Below are 16,919 nucleotides of genomic sequence, written 5' to 3'. Positions count from 1 at the left end.
GCGGAATGGAAACTCGCGGGCGCGAGGCAACCGCAGAGCATGCGGCCGCGTTAGCCTGCCTTGTGAGAAGGGCCGCGGACCACCAGCGGTAACGGACCGCACGAGATGCGAAGCGGGCAGCAGCTCGCTTCTGGAGACACCGTGGACGGAAGAAAGGCAGCCCTACAAGGGCACGATCTTGCCTTCGGAAAGCGTAACGCGACGATCCATGCGTCCTGCAAGCTCGTGGTTGTGGGTGGCGATCAGGGCCGCCAAGCCCGACTGCCGCACAAGTGCTGAAAGCGCGTCGAAGACATAACCCGCCGTCACCGGATCGAGATTGCCGGTCGGCTCGTCGGCCAAAAGCACCAGCGGCGCATTGGCCACCGCGCGTGCAATCGCCACACGCTGCTGTTCGCCGCCTGACAGCTCCGACGGCCTATGCTGCGCCCGCTTGCCGATCTTCATATAGTCGAGCAGCATACCGGCACGCTCGGCCGCTTCTTTGCGCGACAGGCCCTTCACCAGTTGCGGCATCATCACATTCTCCTGCGCGGAGAATTCGGGCAGCAGGTGATGGAACTGATAGACGAAGCCGACGTCGTTGCGACGGATGGCGGTACGCTCATCGTCCGACAGCCGCCCGCAGGCACGCCCATTCAGGATGACGTCGCCGGCGTCGGGCCGCTCGAGCAGCCCTGCTGTGTGCAGCAGCGTCGACTTGCCGGCACCCGAAGGCGCCACCAGCGCCACCATCTCGCCGGGCTTCAGCGCGAAGCTGGCATTGTTGAGGATCGTCAGCTTGCGCGAACCCTGCTCATAGTGGCGCTCGACGCCCTTGAGCTCGATGACATGCTCGATGCCCATCATTCGTACCTCAGGGCTTCGACCGGATCGAGCGTTGCCGCCCGCCATGCCGGAAACAGCGTCGCCAGGAACGACAGCACCAGTGCCATCAGCACAACAGAGATGGTCTCGCTCATGTCCATCTTGGCCGGCAGCTGGCTGAGGAAATAGAGCTCGGGGTTGAACAGCACGGTGCCCGACAGCCAGGAGAAGAACTGCCTGATGCGCTCGACATTGAGGCAGATGACGACGCCGAGCAGCACGCCGGCGAGCGTGCCGGTCATGCCGATGGCAGCTCCCGTCATCAGGAAGATTCGCATAACCGCGCCGCGTGTCGCCCCCATCGTGCGCAGGATGGCGATGTCGTGGCCCTTGTCCTTCACCAGCATGATCAGGCCGGAAATGATGTTGAGCGCCGCCACCAGCACGATCAGCGTCAGGATCATGAACATGACGTTGCGCTCGACCTGCAGCGCCGAAAAGAAGGTCTGGTTGCGCTCGCGCCAGTCGGTGAGGAAGATCGGCCGTTGCGCCGCTTCCTCGACCTTGGGTTTCAGCGCGTCGACATTGTCGGGATTGTCGACATAAATCTCGATCGAGCCGACCTTGCCTTCGGAGTTGAAGTAGAGCTGCGCCTCGTTGAGCGGCATGAACACAATCGAGCTGTCATATTCCGACATGCCGACTTCGAAGATGCCGGTGATCGGATAAGCCTTGGCTCTCGGCGTCGTTCCCATCGGTGTCACGTCGCCGTCGGGCGAAATCAGCCGGATGGAATCGCCCAGCACCAGCCCCATGTTCTCGGCCATGCGCTTGCCGATCACCACGCCCTCGCCCTGGTCGAAGCCAACGATCGAACCCTGCCTGATGTTGTTGGCGACCAAGGTCACCTTGCCCAAGTCGTCGCCCCTGATGCCACGCACCAGTGCGCCGGAACCGGCGCCGACATTGCCCTGGGCAAGCACCTGGCCCTCGACCAGCGGGATCGCGTATTTCACGCCCGCCACGCCATTGATGCGGTCAGCGACCGCTGCATAATCCTCGAGCGGCGTGTCGGTCGCGGTTACGACAAGATGGCCGTTGACGCCAAGGATGCGGGTCAGCAGCTCGGCGCGAAAACCGTTCATCACCGCCATCACCACGATCAGCGTGGCGACACCCAGCATGATGCCAAGGAAGGAGATCGAAGCGATGACGGAAATCACCGTCTCCTTGCGCTTCGAACGCAGGTAGCGCCATGCCACCATGCGTTCGAACACCGAGAAAGGCCCAGCCCCTGCCGGTTTCGCCGCCACCGCCTGGTTCATGCGTTGGCGCCCAGCTTGGCCAGCGCCTCGGCCACCGGCAGCGTCAGGCGCTCGCCGGACTTGCGGTTCTTGATCTCGACCTCGCCGGCAGCCGCACCACGCGGGCCGACGATGACCTGCCAGGGCAGGCCGATCAGATCGGCGGTCGCGAACTTGCCGCCCGCGCGCTGGTCGGTATCGTCATAGAGCACGTCCTTGCCGGCCGCTTCGAACGCCTTGTAGAGCTCGTCGCAGATGCGGTCGCAGTCGGCGTCGCCGACCTTCATGTTGATCAGGCCGATGTCGAACGGCGCCACGGCCTCCGGCCAGATGATGCCGTTCTCGTCGTGGCTTGCCTCGATGATCGCTGCGATCAGGCGGCTCGGGCCGATGCCGTAGGAGCCCATCGACACGAAATGCTCCTTGCCGTCGGGGCCCATGACCTTGGCGCCCATGGGCTTGGAATATTTCTCGCCGAAGTGAAAGATGTGGCCGACCTCGATGCCGCGCGCCGATACCTTGTCGGCCTCGGGCACCGCCGCCCAGGCGGCCTCGTCATGCATCTCTTCGGTTGCCGCATAAGGCGTCGTCCACTGCTTGACGATGCCGTCGATCTCGCCGTCATTGGCGAAATCGGTCGCAGCGCCCGGCACAGGTAAAGCAAGGTAGTCGCGGTGGCAGAACACCTGGCTTTCGCCCGTCTCGGCCAGGATGATGAATTCGTGGCTGAGATCGCCGCCGATCGGGCCGGTGTCGGCGCGCATCGGGATCGCCTGCAGGCCCATCCGGGTGAAGGTGCGCAGGTAGGAAACGAACATGCGGTTGTAGGCAGCTTTCGCGCCTTCGTAGTCGAGGTCGAACGAGTAGGCGTCCTTCATCAGGAATTCGCGCGAACGCATGACGCCGAAGCGCGGACGCATCTCGTCGCGGAACTTCCACTGTATGTGGTACAGGTTGAGCGGCAGATCCTTGTAGGACTTGACGTAGGACCGGAAGATTTCCGTGACCATCTCTTCATTGGTCGGGCCGAACAGCATGTCGCGTTCGTTGCGATCCTTGATGCGCAGCATCTCCTTGCCGTAGTCGTCATAGCGGCCGCTTTCGCGCCACAGCTCGGCCGACTGGATGGTCGGCATCAGGATTTCCAGCGCCCCTGCCCGGTCCTGCTCCTCGCGCACGATGCGGCAGATCTTGTCGAGCACACGCTTGCCCAGCGGCAACCAGGAGAAGCTGCCCTGGCCCTGCTGCCTGATCATGCCCGCGCGCAACATCAACCGGTGCGAAACGATCTCCGCCTCGCGGGGATTCTCTTTCAGGATGGGCAGGAAATAGCGCGACAGACGCATCGAATGTTCCATGAAATCGGTGATGCCGGAATCGGCATGACAAGGAGGCTTGCTTGAACGGGCTTCATAGCCATTTCAAGGCGGAATGAAAACCCGCGCATGCCGTTTCGACGCAGCGTCACAATGCGCTTTGTGGTTGATCGAGGGCACTTGCCAATCAATTGTGCAACGCAGCACAGGATTGCCCGCCAGGAAGCAAAATTCCGCGTGACAATTCATTTCGGCTTGGTCTAATGTGCCCCGATAACCGAGAGGGCGGAGAAAAAATCCGCTCTCCTACGCGGTCAAAGTCTTGGGAGGATGCGATCTAGGCGCGATAACTCGCTGCCGCCGGCAACGGAAAGCAGATCGGACGCGTTTAAATTGCAAGGCTTCGTGCCTTGCATTTTTTTTGGGCAATCATCAGCTTATGCTGCTTCGCTGAGAAGCAACACTAACTGCGTTCCCCTCCCCTAGGAATGCGTCAATTGATCTCGGGAATGAACTGCGGGAAATCGTCGAAGCTGTAGCCCAGCCCCTTGGTGACGAAATAGAACGCCCCGATCACCACAGCGGTCACCACCGTCGTCCACAGCATAGCGCGCAGCATATGCGGTCCACGCGGCGCACTTGCCTCCGTGCCGAGCGTCACGTCACGGTCGTCGTCCTGGGTCTTCAGGCCAAAAGGCAGGATGGCGAACAAGGTCAGCCACCAGAAGACAAAATACATCGCTGCGAGTGATACCCAGGTCATACCTGCTCCAGTTCTACCAGCGTGCCCTGGAAATCCTTGGGGTGGAGAAACAGCACCGGCTTGCCGTGCGCCCCAATCTTCGGATTGCCGTCGCCGAGCACCCGAGCGCCCGTCGCCTTGAGACGGTCGCGCGCGGCCAGAATGTCGTCAACCTCGTAGCAGACATGGTGCATGCCGCCCGACGGGCTTTTGGCCAGGAACGCCGCAATCGGCGACCCCTCGCCCAGCGGCTCGAGCAGCTCGATCTTGGTGTTGCCGACGTCGATGAAGACCACGGTCACGCCATGCTCCGGCAGCGCCTGCGGCGCGCCGACATTGGCGCCGAGCGTATCGCGATAGACAGCACTTGCCGCTGTGAGGTCGGGCACGGCGATCGCGACGTGGTTGAGACGTCCAAGCATGGTTCCAAATCCCAGCGAATGGCTACCAGTGAGCGCAGAACAGGACGAAACGGCCACAACAGCCGTCTGTTGCCTATTCCCCACTCCCTGTCCGCTCACCTCGTGACGAACACCGTCACCAGCGGTTTCTTGCCCCAGGCTTCGTTGGCGGCACCGCGCACAGCGCGACGCACGGCTTCCTGCACCAGGTCGAGGTCTTTTCGCCGCGCGCGGGGTATCGAGTCCACGGCGCCGATTGCCGCATCGAGCATCAGCTCCTCGAGATCTTCGCCGGCAGCATCGGTTTCGGCGACGCCGATCGCCACCAGATCCGGGTCGCCGGCGAGCTCGTACTTGTCGTCGAGCACGACGTTGACTGCAACATGGCCGGCAAACGACAGCTTGCGCCGGTCGCGAATGCCCATTGCCTCGTCGGAACCGATCAGCTTGCCATCCTTGTAGACGCGGCCGAACGGCACCTGGTCGATGATCTCGGCAGCTCCCGGCCACAGCCTCAGCATGTCGCCGTCGCGGATCTGCGCCACCTCGGGAATGCCCGACAGCGACATCAACGAACCCTGACCGACAAGGTGGGCGGCCTCGCCATGCACCGGCACGCCGATGCGCGGGCGAACCCACTCATACATGCGCTTGAGTTCCGAGCGGCGTGGATGGCCGGAGACGTGGACCAGCGCGTCACCGTCCTCGATGATCTTGATGCCTTGGTCGATGAGCAGGTTCTTGATCTCGAGGATCGCCTTCTCGTTACCAGGAATGGTGCGCGAGGAAAACACCACGGTGTCGCCGGGCGAAAGCGCCACCGACTTCATCTCGTCACGCGCCAGCTTGGCGAGTGCTGCGCGCGGCTCGCCCTGGCTGCCGGTACAGATGACGACGAGATTTTCGCGCGGAATGTAGCCGTAATCCTCTTCGGATACGAACTCGGGCAGCCCATCCATGTAGCCGAGTTCGCTCGACACGTCGATGACGCGCTTGAGCGAACGGCCCATGACGAGAACCTGTCGACCGGCATCGCGCGCGGCTTCCGCGATCGAGCGGATGCGACCGACATTGGACGAGAAGGTCGTGACCGCGACACGGCCCTTGGCTTCCTCAATGACCTTGCGCAGCCCCTGCCCGACCTGCTGCTCGGACGGCGAGTCGCCCTCGCGCAGCGCATTGGTCGAATCGCAGACGAGTGCCAGCACGCCCTTGTCGCCATAGGCGCGGAAGCGAGCCTCGTCGGTCATCGGGCCGATTTCGGGCGCGGGATCGATCTTCCAGTCGCCGGTATGGATCACGGTGCCGGCCGGTGAGGTGATCGCCAGCGACACGGGCTCCGGGATCGAATGGCTGACAGCGATCGCCTCGATCTCGAACGGACCGACGGTGAATTTTTCGCCGGCACGGTAGACAGTCACCGGGATCTTCGGCGCACCCTGCTCCGACTGGCGCTTGGCTTCCAGCAGGCCGGCGGCGAACGGCGTCATCCACACAGGTGCCTTCAGCTTCGGCCAGGTGTCGTGCAGCGCACCATAATGGTCTTCATGCGCATGCGTGATGATGATGCCGCGGAGGTTTTCCAGCTGCTCCTCGATGAAGCGCGTGTCGGGCAGCACAAGGTCGACGCCGGGCAGCGTCGCATCGGGGAACGTCACGCCGACGTCGATGATGATCCATTCACGCTTGTTCGCCGGGCCGAAGCCATAGAGAGCGAAGTTCATGCCGATCTCGCCGACACCGCCCAGCGGCACGAATACGAGCTCGGCTTTTTCCGCTTTAGCCATACCAGAAATCCTTTCAGGCCTGTCAGGCCGCGCCGGCCGAAGCAACCGCGCCGAAATGCACGTCGCCGGCGGCGATCTTTACCGCCTCACCTTTAGTGTCACGGATCACGAAGCGGCAATCCTCGTCGATGGTCTCGAAGACGCCGCGCACCACATTTCCCTCGATCCGCACGGCGACTTCGCTGCCGAGGCCGGCCGCGCGCCCAAGCCAGCGCTTGCGGATCGCCGCCAGTCCCCTGCCGCCGGCCCAGATGCGTTCGTTCTCGCTCCAGGCATCGGAAAGCGCCAGGAACAGGGTCTCGGCATCGACGCCTGCCCCCAGGCTGGCGAGCGAGGTCGCGGGATAAGGCACTTCGGTCGGATGCGCCACGACATTGACGCCGATGCCTATGGCGATCGCCAGCCTGCCTTGCCCGAGCAATGTCGATTCAAGCAGGATGCCGGCAAGCTTGGCGCCGGAAGCCAAGACGTCGTTCGGCCATTTCAGCTCGAAACGCTTGACGCCCTGCCCGCTGCCGCCGTCGACGCCGACCGAAAAGCGCGCATTCGGCGCAACTGCGTCGAGTGCATCGGCAAGCGCCAATCCGGCGACGAAGCCAAGCGTCGCCGCATATTGCAGGTCGTGGTCGAGAACCTTGAGCAGGGTCGCTGCGAGATTGCCTTCCGGCGTCGCCCAGGCGCGGCCACGTCGGCCACGCCCGCTTTCCTGTTTCTTCGAAACGACCCAGAGTTTTCCAGGGTCGCCGGCCATCGCCCGTTCCAGCGCCAGTGCGTTGGTCGAGCCCACGGCGTCATGGGCTTCGAGGCGGAAACCGTCGGCAGTTGCTGTCGGTGCGAGCTGGAACCCCATACCGTCAGAAGAAGGTCTTGGCAGCAGCTTCCGCCATCTGCCCGATCGGGCCGCCGATCAGCACGTAGAACAGAACGAACGCACCCGACAGGCCGAGCACGAGCCGAAGCTCGCCCGCCATCGGCTGGAAACCGCCAACCGGCTCATCGAACCACATGATCTTGATGATGCGCAGATAGTAGAACGCACCGACCACCGAAGCCAGCACGCCGATGACCGCCAGCGCGTAGAGATTGGCGTTGATCGCGGCGAGGAAGACGTACCACTTCCCCCAGAAGCCCGCGAGCGGCGGGATGCCGGCCAGCGAGAACATCAGGATGGTCAGGATCGTCGCCATGACAGGATTGGTCGACGAAAGGCCTGCGAGATCTGAGATCTGCTCGACATTGCCGTCCTTGCGTCGCATGGCGAGGATGAAGGCGAAGGTGCCGAGCGTCATCACCAGGTAGATCAGCATGTAGATGACCACGCCGCGCACGCCGGCTTCACTGTTGGCGGCAAGGCCGACAAGCGCGTAGCCCATGTGGCCGATCGACGAATAGGCCATCAGGCGCTTGATGTTCTTCTGGCCGATCGCGGCGAAGGCGCCGAGCGCCATCGAGGCGATCGAGACGAAGACGATAATCTGCTGCCAGTCGGTACCGATCGGCTCGAACGCGCCCATGGTGACACGCACGATCAGCGCCATCGCCGCCATCTTCGGAGCAGCGGCGAAGAATGCCGTGACCGGCGTCGGCGCGCCTTCATAGACGTCGGGTGTCCACATGTGGAACGGCACCGCCGAGATCTTGAAGCACAGGCCGGCAAGCACGAAGACCAGGCCGAAGACCAGGCCGAGCTGGCGCTCGCCACCGGTCAGGGCCGCGGCAATCGCCTCGAACGAGGTGTGACCGGTGTAGCCGTAGACGAGGCTGATGCCGTAGAGCAGCATGCCCGAAGACAGCGCGCCGAGGACGAAGTACTTGAGGCCAGCTTCGGTCGATCGCACGTTGTCGCGGTTGATCGCGGCAATGACGTAGAGCGCCAGCGACTGCAGCTCGAGGCCGAGATAGAGCGCCAGCATGTCGTTGGCCGAGATCATCAAGAGCATGCCGAGCGTCGCCAGCAGCACCAGCACCGGGAACTCGAACTTGTCGAACTTCTCGGCCTTGGCGAAACCAACCGACATGATCAGCGTCACCGCGGCACCCAGCAGTGTCAGGAATTTCATGAAGCGTGCGAAGGCATCGGAAACGAAGGCCGTGCCGTAGCCCGAGCCGTCATGGCCGAACACCAGCATCCAGGCGCCGGCCGCCACCAGCAGGGCGACGGCAAGGCCGGTCACGGTCGAGTTGGCGCGCTCGCCGGAGAACACGCCGATCATCAGAAGCGCCAGCGCGCCCAGGGCGATGATCAGCTCCGGTGCGGAGAGCGAGAGGCTCGAAAGGAGTTCGGGCGTCATGGTTCGCAAAACCCCTGTCAGTTCGCCGCCGCGGTCTGCGCGGCGTCGATCGATACGGTTACGTTGTTGATCAGCGCCTTGACCGAAGCGGTCGTGGCGTCGAACACCGGCGCCGGATAGACGCCGTAGAAGATGACCAGGATGATCAGCGGATAGAGCACCACCTTCTCGCGACCCGACAGGTCGAACAGACCCTTCAGGCTTTCCTTGGTCAGCGCGCCGAACACGACGCGGCGGTAGAGCCACAGCGCATAGGCTGCCGACAGGATCACACCGGTTGCCGCAATCAGCGCCACCCAGGTGTTGACCTGGAAGACACCGAACAGCGTCAGAAACTCGCCGACGAAGCCGGAAGTGCCGGGCAGGCCGACATTGGCCATGGTGAAGATCAGGAAGGCCACAGCGTATTTCGGCATGTTGTTGACCAGGCCGCCATAGGCCGCGATCTCGCGGGTATGCATGCGGTCGTAGACGACGCCGACGCAGAGGAACAGCGCGCCCGAGACGAGGCCGTGGCTGAGCATCTGGAAGATAGCGCCCTGAACGCCGGCTTCGTTCATCGCGAAGATGCCCATGGTGACGTAGCCCATGTGGGCGACCGACGAGTAGGCGATCAGCTTCTTGATGTCTTCCTGCATCAGCGCCACCAGCGAGGTGTAGACGATGGCGATTGCCGACATAGCAAACACCAGCGGGGCGAAGAATTCGGAAGCCAGCGGGAACATCGGCAGCGAGAAACGCAGGAAGCCGTAACCGCCCATCTTCAAGAGGATGCCCGCCAGGATGACCGAGCCGGCCGTCGGCGCCTCGACGTGCGCATCCGGCAGCCAGGTATGAACCGGCCACATCGGCATCTTCACCGCGAACGAGGCAAAGAACGCCAGCCACAGCCATGTCTGCATATTGGCCGGGAAGTCATATGCCAGCAGCGTCGGAATGTCGGTCGTACCGGCCTGCCAGAACATCGCCATGACGGCCAGCAGCATCAGCACCGAGCCGAGCAGCGTGAACAGGAAGAACTTGAAGCTGGCATAGACGCGGCGCTTGCCGCCCCAGACGCCGATGATGATGAACATCGGGATCAGGCCAGCTTCGAAGAAGACGTAGAACAGCACGATATCCAGTGCGCAGAACACGCCAATCATCAGCGTTTCCAGGATCAGGAACGCAATCATGTATTCCTTGACGCGCTTCTCCACCGACTCCCAGCTCGCCAGGATGCACAGTGGCATCAGGAAGGTCGTCAGGATGACGAACAGCATCGAAATGCCGTCCACGCCCATGTGGTAAGAGATGCCGGAGTCGAGCCAGGCGGCCTTCTCGACGAACTGGAAACCAGCTTCCGCATTGTCGAAATAGATCCAGATCAGCAACGACACCGCGAAGGTGAACACCGTCGTCAGAAGCGCGACGTTGCGGATATTGCGGCGCGCAGCGTCACCATCGTCCCTGATCAGCAGGATCAGGAGCGCGCCGACCAGCGGCAGAAAGGTGACCAGCGATAGAATGGGAACGCCAGACATCAGAAGGAGCTCCCGAGCATCATCCAGGTAACGAGGGCCGCCACGCCGATCAGCATGGCGAATGCGTAGTGATAGAGGTAACCGGTCTGCAGCTTGACGACGCGGTTGGTAACGTCAACGACGCGCGCCGAGATGCCGTCGGCACCGAAGCCGTCGATCAACCAGCCGTCGCCCTTCTTCCAGAGGAAGCTGCCGAGCCACTTGGCCGGGCGCACGAACAGGAAGTCGTACAGCTCGTCGAAGTACCACTTGTTGAGCAGGAAGGCGTAGAGCCCGCGATGGCGTTCGGCCAGGACCTTCGGCATCTCCGGCGACCGGATGTAGAACAGGTAGGCCATGGCGAACCCGCCGATCATCGCCGCGAACGGTGCCAGCTTCACCCACATCGGCACGCCGTGGAAATCGTGCAGGATGTGGTTGGTGTCGAGCGTGAACAGCGCGCCCTTCCAGAACTCGTTGTAGGCTTCGCCGATAAACTGGTCGTGGAAGACGACGCCCGCCAACAGCGCACCGACAGCCAGGACAAACAGCGGCACCAACATGACCGGCGGCGATTCATGCACATGGTGCATGACGTCGGCGGTGGCGCGCGGCTTGCCGTGGAAGGTCATGAAAATCAGGCGCCACGAGTAGAAGCTGGTGAAGCAGGCAGCGATAACCAGCATGGCGAAAGCGAAGCCCGCGACCGCATTGTGGCCGACGAATGCGCCTTCGATGATGGCATCCTTGGAGAAGAAGCCTGCCGTGCCGATGATCGTCGCCGGGATGCCGACGCCGGTCAGCGCCAGCGTGCCGATGACCATCATCCAGTAGGTGGTCGGGATCAGCTTGCGGAGGCCGCCCATCTTGCGCATGTCCTGCTCGTCGGAGACGGCATGGATCACCGAGCCCGATCCCAGGAACAGCAGCGCCTTGAAGAAGGCATGCGTGAACAGGTGGAAGATCGCCGCCGAGTAGAAGCCCATGCCGAGCGCAACGAACATGTAGCCGAGCTGCGAGCAGGTCGAATAGGCGATGACGCGCTTGATGTCGTTTTGCACCAGGCCAACGGTTGCCGCGAAGATCGCCGTGATCGCGCCGATGAAGGTGACGACGGTGAGCGCGGTGTGCGACAGTTCGAAGACCGGCGACAGACGCGCCAGCATGAACACACCGGCGGTGACCATGGTCGCCGCGTGGATCAGTGCCGACACAGGCGTCGGGCCTTCCATGGCGTCGGGCAGCCAGGTGTGCAGCGGCACCTGCGCCGACTTGCCCATGGCGCCCATGAACAGCAGCAGGCAGACGATGGTCAATGCACTATGCTTGTCCAGCGCGTAGCCGAGGAAGTTCAGCACGGTGCCACCGTGTTCGGCGGCGCCTTCAGCCGGCAGGTAGGAGGCAGCGCTGGCAAAGATGGTGCTGAATTCGACCGAGCCGAACAGGACGTAGAGGCCAAAAATGCCGAGCAGGAAGCCGAAGTCGCCGACGCGGTTGACAACGAAGGCCTTGATCGCGGCAGCGTTCGCCGACGGCTTCTTGTACCAGAAACCGATCAGCAGGTAGGACGCAAGGCCCACCCCTTCCCAGCCAAAAAACATCTGGACGAGGTTGTCAGACGTCACCAGCATCAGCATGGCGAAGGTGAACAGCGACAGATAGGCAAAGAAGCGCGGCCGATGCGGATCGTGGTGCATGTAGCCGATCGAGTAGATGTGGACCAGCGCCGACACCGTGTTGACCACCACCAGCATGACGGCGGTCAGCGTATCGATGCGCAGAGCCCAGTCGGCCTGCAGTCCGCCGACGTCCAGGAAACGCAGTACCGGCACGGTGAAGGCTTCGACGTCGCCCAGGGCCACTGTCACGAAGGCGATCCAGGACAGGACCGCCGATATCACCAGGAAGCCTGAGGTGACGTATTCGGACGCTTTCGCGCCGATCGAACGGCCGAGCAGGCCGGCGATCAGGAAGCCGAGAAGCGGAAGGAAAACGATGAAGTGGTACATCATTGGCCGATCAGCCCTTCATCATGTTCACGTCTTCGACCGCGATGGAGCCGCGGTTGCGGAAGAAGACGACGAGGATTGCAAGTCCGATCGCCGCTTCGGCGGCGGCAACCGTGAGCACGAACAGCGCGAACACCTGGCCGACGAGATCGCCGAGCTGGGCCGAGAACGCCACGAAGTTGATATTGACCGCGAGCAGGATCAGCTCGACCGACATCAGGATGACGATGACGTTCTTGCGGTTCAGGAAGATACCGAACACGCCGAGCGTGAACAGGACCGCCGAAAGCGTCAGATAATGAGCGATGCCGACAACCATGGTCAGATTCCCTTGCCTGTCTCGACCTTCTTGACCTCGATCGCGGTCGCCGGGGTACGGGCGACCTGGGCCGAGATGTCCTGGCGCTTGACGTTCGGCTTGTGGCGCAGCGTCAGCACGATGGCGCCGATCATGGCGACCAAAAGCACGAGGCCGGCGATCTGGAAGAAATAGATGTAGTCTGTGTACAGAATGTCGCCGAGCGCTGCCGTGTTGTGGCGCGTCGCGATATCGGGCGTCGGCTGCGCAACGGCTGTCGCCAGTTTCGGCGCGAAGGCGTAGCCGCCGGTGACAACGATCAGTTCGGCAGCGAGGATCAGGCCGACAAGCGCGCCGATCGGCGCATATTGCAGCGCGCCCGATTTCAGCTCGGCGAAGTCGACGTCGAGCATCATGACGACGAACAGGAACAGCACCGCCACCGCGCCGACATAAACGACGAGCAGGATCATCGCCAGGAACTCGGCGCCGGTCAAAAGGAACAGGCCCGCCGCGTTGAAGAACGTCAGGATCAGGTAGAGCACCGAGTGAACCGGGTTGCGCGCCGAAATGACCATGAAGGCCGACGCCACCGCGATGAAGGCGAAGAGGTAGAAAAATACCGCTTCAAGTCCGTTGAGCATGGGTTCCCCCGGGTTTCCTTTCGGGCGGCGCGCCTTGTGCGCCCTGCCCTGTTCACGTCCTCGCTCCGCCTCCGAAGCAGGCCGCGCGTTCCTTAGACGAGCCGATTGGGCCCGTCCATTGTTCAGGCATCAGCGATACGGCGAATCCATAGCGATGTTGCGCGCGATTTCGCGCTCCCACCGGTCGCCATTCGCAAGCAGCTTGTCCTTGTCGTAGTACAGCTCCTCGCGCGTTTCCGTCGCGAATTCGAAGTTCGGCCCCTCGACGATGGCGTCGACCGGGCAGGCTTCCTGGCAGAAGCCGCAATAGATGCACTTCACCATGTCGATGTCGTAACGCACCGTGCGGCGGGTGCCGTCGTTGCGGCGCGGGCCGGCTTCGATGGTGATCGCCTGTGCCGGGCAGATCGCCTCGCACAGCTTGCAGGCGATGCAGCGCTCTTCGCCGTTGGGATAGCGGCGCAGCGCATGCTCGCCACGGAAGCGCGGGCTGACCGGGCCCTTTTCATGCGGATAGTTCAGCGTCGCCTTGGGCGCGAAGAACTGGCGCATCGACAGGAAGAAGGCGCCGACGAAGTCCTGCAGCAGCAGCGATTTGGCGGCTTGTGCGAGAGCGGACATCATGCAGCTCCGGTAAGCTTGAGGACGGCGGCGGTGATGACGACCATCGCCAGCGAGATCGGCAGGAACACCTTCCAACCCAGGCGCATCAGCTGGTCGTAGCGGTAGCGCGGCACGAAGGACTTCACCATGGCGAACATGAAGAACACCATGCAGACCTTGAGCACGAACCAGATCACGCCGGGAACCCAGGTGAAGGGTGCGAAGTCGAACGGCGGCAGCCATCCGCCGAGGAACAGGATCGTCGTCAGCGCGCACATCAGCACGATTGCGACATACTCGCCGAGGAAGAACAGCAGGAACGGCGTCGACGAATATTCGATCATGTGACCGGCGACGAGTTCCGACTCGGCTTCGACCAGATCGAAGGGCGGACGGTTGGTCTCGGCCAGCGCCGAGATGAAGAAGATCACGAACATCGGGAACAGGACGAGCCAGTTCCAGTCGAGGAAGGTATTCGGCAGGCCAAGGCGCGTGCCGATGCCGTCGCCCTGCGACAGGACGATGTCGGTGAGATTCAGCGAGCCGACGGTGAGCAGCACGCAGACGATGACGAAGCCGATCGAGACTTCGTAGGACACCATCTGCGCCGCCGAACGCAGCGCGCCGAGGAACGGATATTTCGAGTTCGAGGCCCAGCCGCCCATGATCACGCCATAGACCTCGAGCGAGGAGATGGCGAAGACATAGAGGATGCCGACATTGACGTTGGCGATCGCCCAGCCTTCGCTGACCGGGATCACCGCCCAGGCCGAGATCGCCAGCACCGCCGAGACGACGGGCGCGAGCAGGAACACGCCCTTGTTGGAGCCCGACGGGATGATCGGCTCTTTGAAGACGAACTTCAAAAGATCGGCGAAGGCCTGCAGCAGGCCCCAGGGGCCGACGACGTTCGGGCCGCGGCGCAGCTGGACGGCGGCCCAGATCTTGCGGTCGGCATAGAGGATGTAGGCGACGAAGATCAGCAGGACGACGATCAGGACGACCGACTTCAAGAGGATGATCAACGCCGGCAGGACGTAGAAGGAGAAAAAGGTATCCATGACAGCCTTTACTCCGCCGCCTGCTTGAAGCCGTTCTTGGCCAATGCCGAACATTCGGCCATCACCGCTGACGCGCGAGCGATCGGGTTGGTGAGGTAGAAGTCCTTCACCGCCGAGGTGAAGGCGCCCTTGTTCAGCCGGCCACCAAGCTTGGCGACCTTGGCAATGTCGTCGTTGTCGCCGGCGTCGATCTCGTCGATGCGGCGCAGGTGCGGGAATTCCTGATACAGCTTGGCACGCAGCTGCTGCAGCGAATCGAAGGGCAGCTTGTGGCCAAGCACGTCGGACAGCGCGCGCAGGATCGCCCAGTCTTCCTTGGCCTCGCCCGGCGCGAAGCCGGCACGGCTGGTCTGCTGCACGCGGCCTTCGGTGTTGACATAGGTGCCCGACTTTTCGGTGTAGGCGGCAGCCGGCAGGATGACGTCGGCGCGGTGCGCACCGGTATCGCCATGGGTGCCGATGTAGACCACGAATGCGTTCGCTGCCTTGGCCAGCTCGAGTTCGTCGGCGCCGAGCAGGAACAGCACGTCGCTGTCGCTGAGCATGCCGGCGACGTTCTTGCCGCCCTCGCCCGGCACGAAGCCGACGTCGAGGCCGCCAACGCGGGCAGCTGCGGTATGCAGCACGGCAAAGCCGTTCCAGTCCGGGCGGCTCGCCTTGACAGCAGTCGCGAGCTTCGCCGCCTGGCCGAGCACGGCAGCACCATCGGAGCGCGCAATTGCGCCCTGGCCAACGATGATCAGCGGGTGCGAGGCCTTCTTCAGCACCGAGAAGAACTTGCCATTGCCTTCGGCCAGATCCTTGAGCGTATCCGGGCCTGAGCCGAGCTGTTCGTAGTCGTAGCGGGTGTCGCCGATCTCGCCGATGACGCCGACCGGCACATTGGCTGCACGCCAATGCTTGCGGATACGTGCATTGAGTACCGAAGCCTCGAAGCGCGGGTTGGCGCCGATGATCAGGATGGCGTCGGCCTGCTCGATGCCTTCGATGGTCGGGTTGAAGATATAGCTGGCGCGGCCGAGCGACGGATCGAGCGCTGCACCATCCTGGCGGCAGTCGATGTTCTTCGAGCCGAGCGAGGCGATCAGCTGCTTGAGTGCATACATTTCCTCGACGGTCGCCAGATCGCCGGCGATCGCGCCGATGCGCTCGGCCGAGGTCTTGGCGACGGCATCCTTGATCGCCGTGAACGCCTCTGGCCAGCTCGCCGGAGCGAGCTTGCCACCCTTGCGGACGTAAGGCCGGTCGAGGCGCTGCGTGCGCAGGCCGTCCCAGATGAAGCGGGTCTTGTCGGAGATCCACTCCTCGTTCACCTGCTCGTTGATGCGTGGCATGATGCGCATCACTTCGCGGCCACGCGTGTCGACGCGGATGGCCGAGCCGACGGCGTCCATCACGTCGATGGATTCAGTCTTGGTCAGCTCCCACGGACGTGCCTGGAAGGCGTAGGGCTTGGAGGTCAGCGCGCCGACCGGGCACAGGTCGATGACGTTGCCCTGCAGCTCGGAGGTCATCGCCTGCTCGAGATAGGTGGTGATCTCGGCGTCCTCGCCACGGCCGATCAGGCCGAGCTCGGAGATGCCGGCAACTTCGGTGGTGAAGCGGACGCAGCGCGTGCAGTGGATGCAGCGCGTCATGATCGTCTTGACCAGCGGGCCGATGTACTTGTCTTCGACCGCACGCTTGCTTTCGTTGTAGCGGGAGCCGTCGAGGCCGAAGGCCATCGCCTGGTCCTGCAGATCGCATTCGCCGCCCTGGTCGCAGATCGGGCAATCGAGCGGATGGTTGATCAGCAGGAATTCCATCACGCCTTCGCGGGCCTTCTTGACCATCGGCGTGTTGGTGAAGATTTCGGGCGTCTCGCCGTTCGGCCCGGGACGCAGGTCGCGCACGCCCATGGCGCAGGATGCCGCCGGCTTGGGCGGTCCGCCCTTCACCTCGACAAGGCACATGCGGCAGTTGCCGGCGATCGACAGCCGCTCATGGAAGCAGAAGCGCGGCACTTCCGCGCCCGCCTCTTCCGCCGCCTGCAGCAGCGTATAGTGGTCGGGTACCGAAATCTCTTTCCCGTCGACCTTAAGCTTTGCCATAGCGCCTCAAATCCCGCGGATGATCCGCATTCCGTCCTGCAAGGGGCGCGGCCAGCGCTGCGCC

15 protein-coding genes are annotated in these 16,919 nt (G+C 63.0%); all 15 read right to left on the bottom strand.

The features are described 5' to 3' along the window. Window positions 1-162 precede the first annotated feature (162 nt). Window positions 163-846: an ABC transporter ATP-binding protein gene (locus HNQ95_RS02590; RefSeq protein WP_067960781.1), complete on the bottom strand. Its 684-nt coding sequence runs from the start codon at window positions 844-846 to the stop codon at window positions 163-165. Continuing rightward, complete coding sequence (locus HNQ95_RS02585) at window positions 846-2,132, bottom strand: lipoprotein-releasing ABC transporter permease subunit (RefSeq protein WP_067960776.1); 1,287 nt, start codon at window positions 2,130-2,132, stop codon at window positions 846-848. Before HNQ95_RS02585 ends, HNQ95_RS02590 begins: the two co-directional genes overlap by 1 nt. Next, entirely contained in the window at window positions 2,129-3,457 is a 1,329-nt protein-coding gene (proS, locus tag HNQ95_RS02580; protein ID WP_067966358.1) for a proline--tRNA ligase, read from the bottom strand. Before proS ends, HNQ95_RS02585 begins: the two co-directional genes overlap by 4 nt. A 463-nt stretch (window positions 3,458-3,920) precedes the next feature. Continuing rightward, window positions 3,921-4,190, bottom strand: a complete 270-nt coding sequence (locus tag HNQ95_RS02575; RefSeq protein WP_067960771.1) for a DUF1467 family protein — start codon at window positions 4,188-4,190, stop codon at window positions 3,921-3,923. Further along, a complete protein-coding gene (mce, locus tag HNQ95_RS02570; protein WP_067960767.1) occupies window positions 4,187-4,591 on the bottom strand; it encodes a methylmalonyl-CoA epimerase in 405 nt (134 codons plus the stop codon). The genes HNQ95_RS02575 and mce overlap by 4 nt, the downstream gene beginning before the upstream one ends. Window positions 4,592-4,686: 95 nt before the next feature. Continuing rightward, window positions 4,687-6,357, bottom strand: coding sequence for a ribonuclease J (locus tag HNQ95_RS02565; RefSeq protein WP_067960765.1), 1,671 nt, complete (start codon window positions 6,355-6,357; stop codon window positions 4,687-4,689). Window positions 6,358-6,379: 22 nt separating this feature from the next. After that, window positions 6,380-7,207, bottom strand: a complete 828-nt coding sequence (locus tag HNQ95_RS02560) for a biotin--[acetyl-CoA-carboxylase] ligase (RefSeq protein ID WP_154383890.1) — start codon at window positions 7,205-7,207, stop codon at window positions 6,380-6,382. Window positions 7,208-7,211: 4 nt separating this feature from the next. Continuing rightward, window positions 7,212-8,648: an NADH-quinone oxidoreductase subunit NuoN gene (nuoN, locus tag HNQ95_RS02555; protein WP_154383889.1), complete on the bottom strand. Its 1,437-nt coding sequence runs from the start codon at window positions 8,646-8,648 to the stop codon at window positions 7,212-7,214. A gap of 17 nt (window positions 8,649-8,665) precedes the next feature. Continuing rightward, window positions 8,666-10,171 carry an NADH-quinone oxidoreductase subunit M gene (locus tag HNQ95_RS02550; RefSeq protein WP_067960757.1) on the bottom strand — a complete coding sequence of 502 codons (1,506 nt, stop codon included), beginning with the start codon at window positions 10,169-10,171 and terminating at the stop codon, window positions 8,666-8,668. Further along, a complete protein-coding gene (gene nuoL, locus HNQ95_RS02545; protein WP_067966356.1) occupies window positions 10,171-12,159 on the bottom strand; it encodes an NADH-quinone oxidoreductase subunit L in 1,989 nt (662 codons plus the stop codon). The genes HNQ95_RS02550 and nuoL overlap by 1 nt, the downstream gene beginning before the upstream one ends. Before the next feature lie 10 nt (window positions 12,160-12,169). Continuing rightward, entirely contained in the window at window positions 12,170-12,478 is a 309-nt protein-coding gene (nuoK, locus tag HNQ95_RS02540; RefSeq protein ID WP_067960754.1) for an NADH-quinone oxidoreductase subunit NuoK, read from the bottom strand. Between the two features lie 2 nt (window positions 12,479-12,480). Further along, window positions 12,481-13,101, bottom strand: a complete 621-nt coding sequence (locus tag HNQ95_RS02535) for an NADH-quinone oxidoreductase subunit J (protein ID WP_067960751.1) — start codon at window positions 13,099-13,101, stop codon at window positions 12,481-12,483. Between the two features lie 129 nt (window positions 13,102-13,230). Next, window positions 13,231-13,722: an NADH-quinone oxidoreductase subunit NuoI gene (gene nuoI / locus HNQ95_RS02530; protein ID WP_055970601.1), complete on the bottom strand. Its 492-nt coding sequence runs from the start codon at window positions 13,720-13,722 to the stop codon at window positions 13,231-13,233. Then, entirely contained in the window at window positions 13,722-14,765 is a 1,044-nt protein-coding gene (gene nuoH / locus HNQ95_RS02525; RefSeq protein WP_067960748.1) for an NADH-quinone oxidoreductase subunit NuoH, read from the bottom strand. Before nuoH ends, nuoI begins: the two co-directional genes overlap by 1 nt. Before the next feature lie 8 nt (window positions 14,766-14,773). Continuing rightward, complete coding sequence (gene nuoG, locus HNQ95_RS02520) at window positions 14,774-16,855, bottom strand: NADH-quinone oxidoreductase subunit NuoG (RefSeq protein WP_154383888.1); 2,082 nt, start codon at window positions 16,853-16,855, stop codon at window positions 14,774-14,776. Window positions 16,856-16,919 lie beyond the last annotated feature (64 nt).

Source organism: Aminobacter ciceronei (assembly GCF_014138625.1).
Taxonomy (GTDB): domain Bacteria; phylum Pseudomonadota; class Alphaproteobacteria; order Rhizobiales; family Rhizobiaceae; genus Aminobacter; species Aminobacter ciceronei.
The sequence above is the reverse complement of the archived record's forward strand: the minus strand, read 5'-3'. Positions and strand labels throughout refer to the sequence as shown.

Coding starts and splice junctions, on each gene's coding strand:
- HNQ95_RS02590 (WP_067960781.1), bottom strand. CDS start 846: ATGGGCATCGAGCATGTCATCGAGCTCAAGGGCGTCGAGCGCCACTAT.
- HNQ95_RS02585 (WP_067960776.1), bottom strand. CDS start 2,132: ATGAACCAGGCGGTGGCGGCGAAACCGGCAGGGGCTGGGCCTTTCTCG.
- proS (WP_067966358.1), bottom strand. CDS start 3,457: ATGCGTCTGTCGCGCTATTTCCTGCCCATCCTGAAAGAGAATCCCCGC.
- HNQ95_RS02575 (WP_067960771.1), bottom strand. CDS start 4,190: ATGACCTGGGTATCACTCGCAGCGATGTATTTTGTCTTCTGGTGGCTG.
- mce (WP_067960767.1), bottom strand. CDS start 4,591: ATGCTTGGACGTCTCAACCACGTCGCGATCGCCGTGCCCGACCTCACA.
- HNQ95_RS02565 (WP_067960765.1), bottom strand. CDS start 6,357: ATGGCTAAAGCGGAAAAAGCCGAGCTCGTATTCGTGCCGCTGGGCGGT.
- HNQ95_RS02560 (WP_154383890.1), bottom strand. CDS start 7,207: ATGGGGTTCCAGCTCGCACCGACAGCAACTGCCGACGGTTTCCGCCTC.
- nuoN (WP_154383889.1), bottom strand. CDS start 8,648: ATGACGCCCGAACTCCTTTCGAGCCTCTCGCTCTCCGCACCGGAGCTG.
- HNQ95_RS02550 (WP_067960757.1), bottom strand. CDS start 10,171: ATGTCTGGCGTTCCCATTCTATCGCTGGTCACCTTTCTGCCGCTGGTC.
- nuoL (WP_067966356.1), bottom strand. CDS start 12,159: ATGTACCACTTCATCGTTTTCCTTCCGCTTCTCGGCTTCCTGATCGCC.
- nuoK (WP_067960754.1), bottom strand. CDS start 12,478: ATGGTTGTCGGCATCGCTCATTATCTGACGCTTTCGGCGGTCCTGTTC.
- HNQ95_RS02535 (WP_067960751.1), bottom strand. CDS start 13,101: ATGCTCAACGGACTTGAAGCGGTATTTTTCTACCTCTTCGCCTTCATC.
- nuoI (WP_055970601.1), bottom strand. CDS start 13,722: ATGTCCGCTCTCGCACAAGCCGCCAAATCGCTGCTGCTGCAGGACTTC.
- nuoH (WP_067960748.1), bottom strand. CDS start 14,765: ATGGATACCTTTTTCTCCTTCTACGTCCTGCCGGCGTTGATCATCCTC.
- nuoG (WP_154383888.1), bottom strand. CDS start 16,855: ATGGCAAAGCTTAAGGTCGACGGGAAAGAGATTTCGGTACCCGACCAC.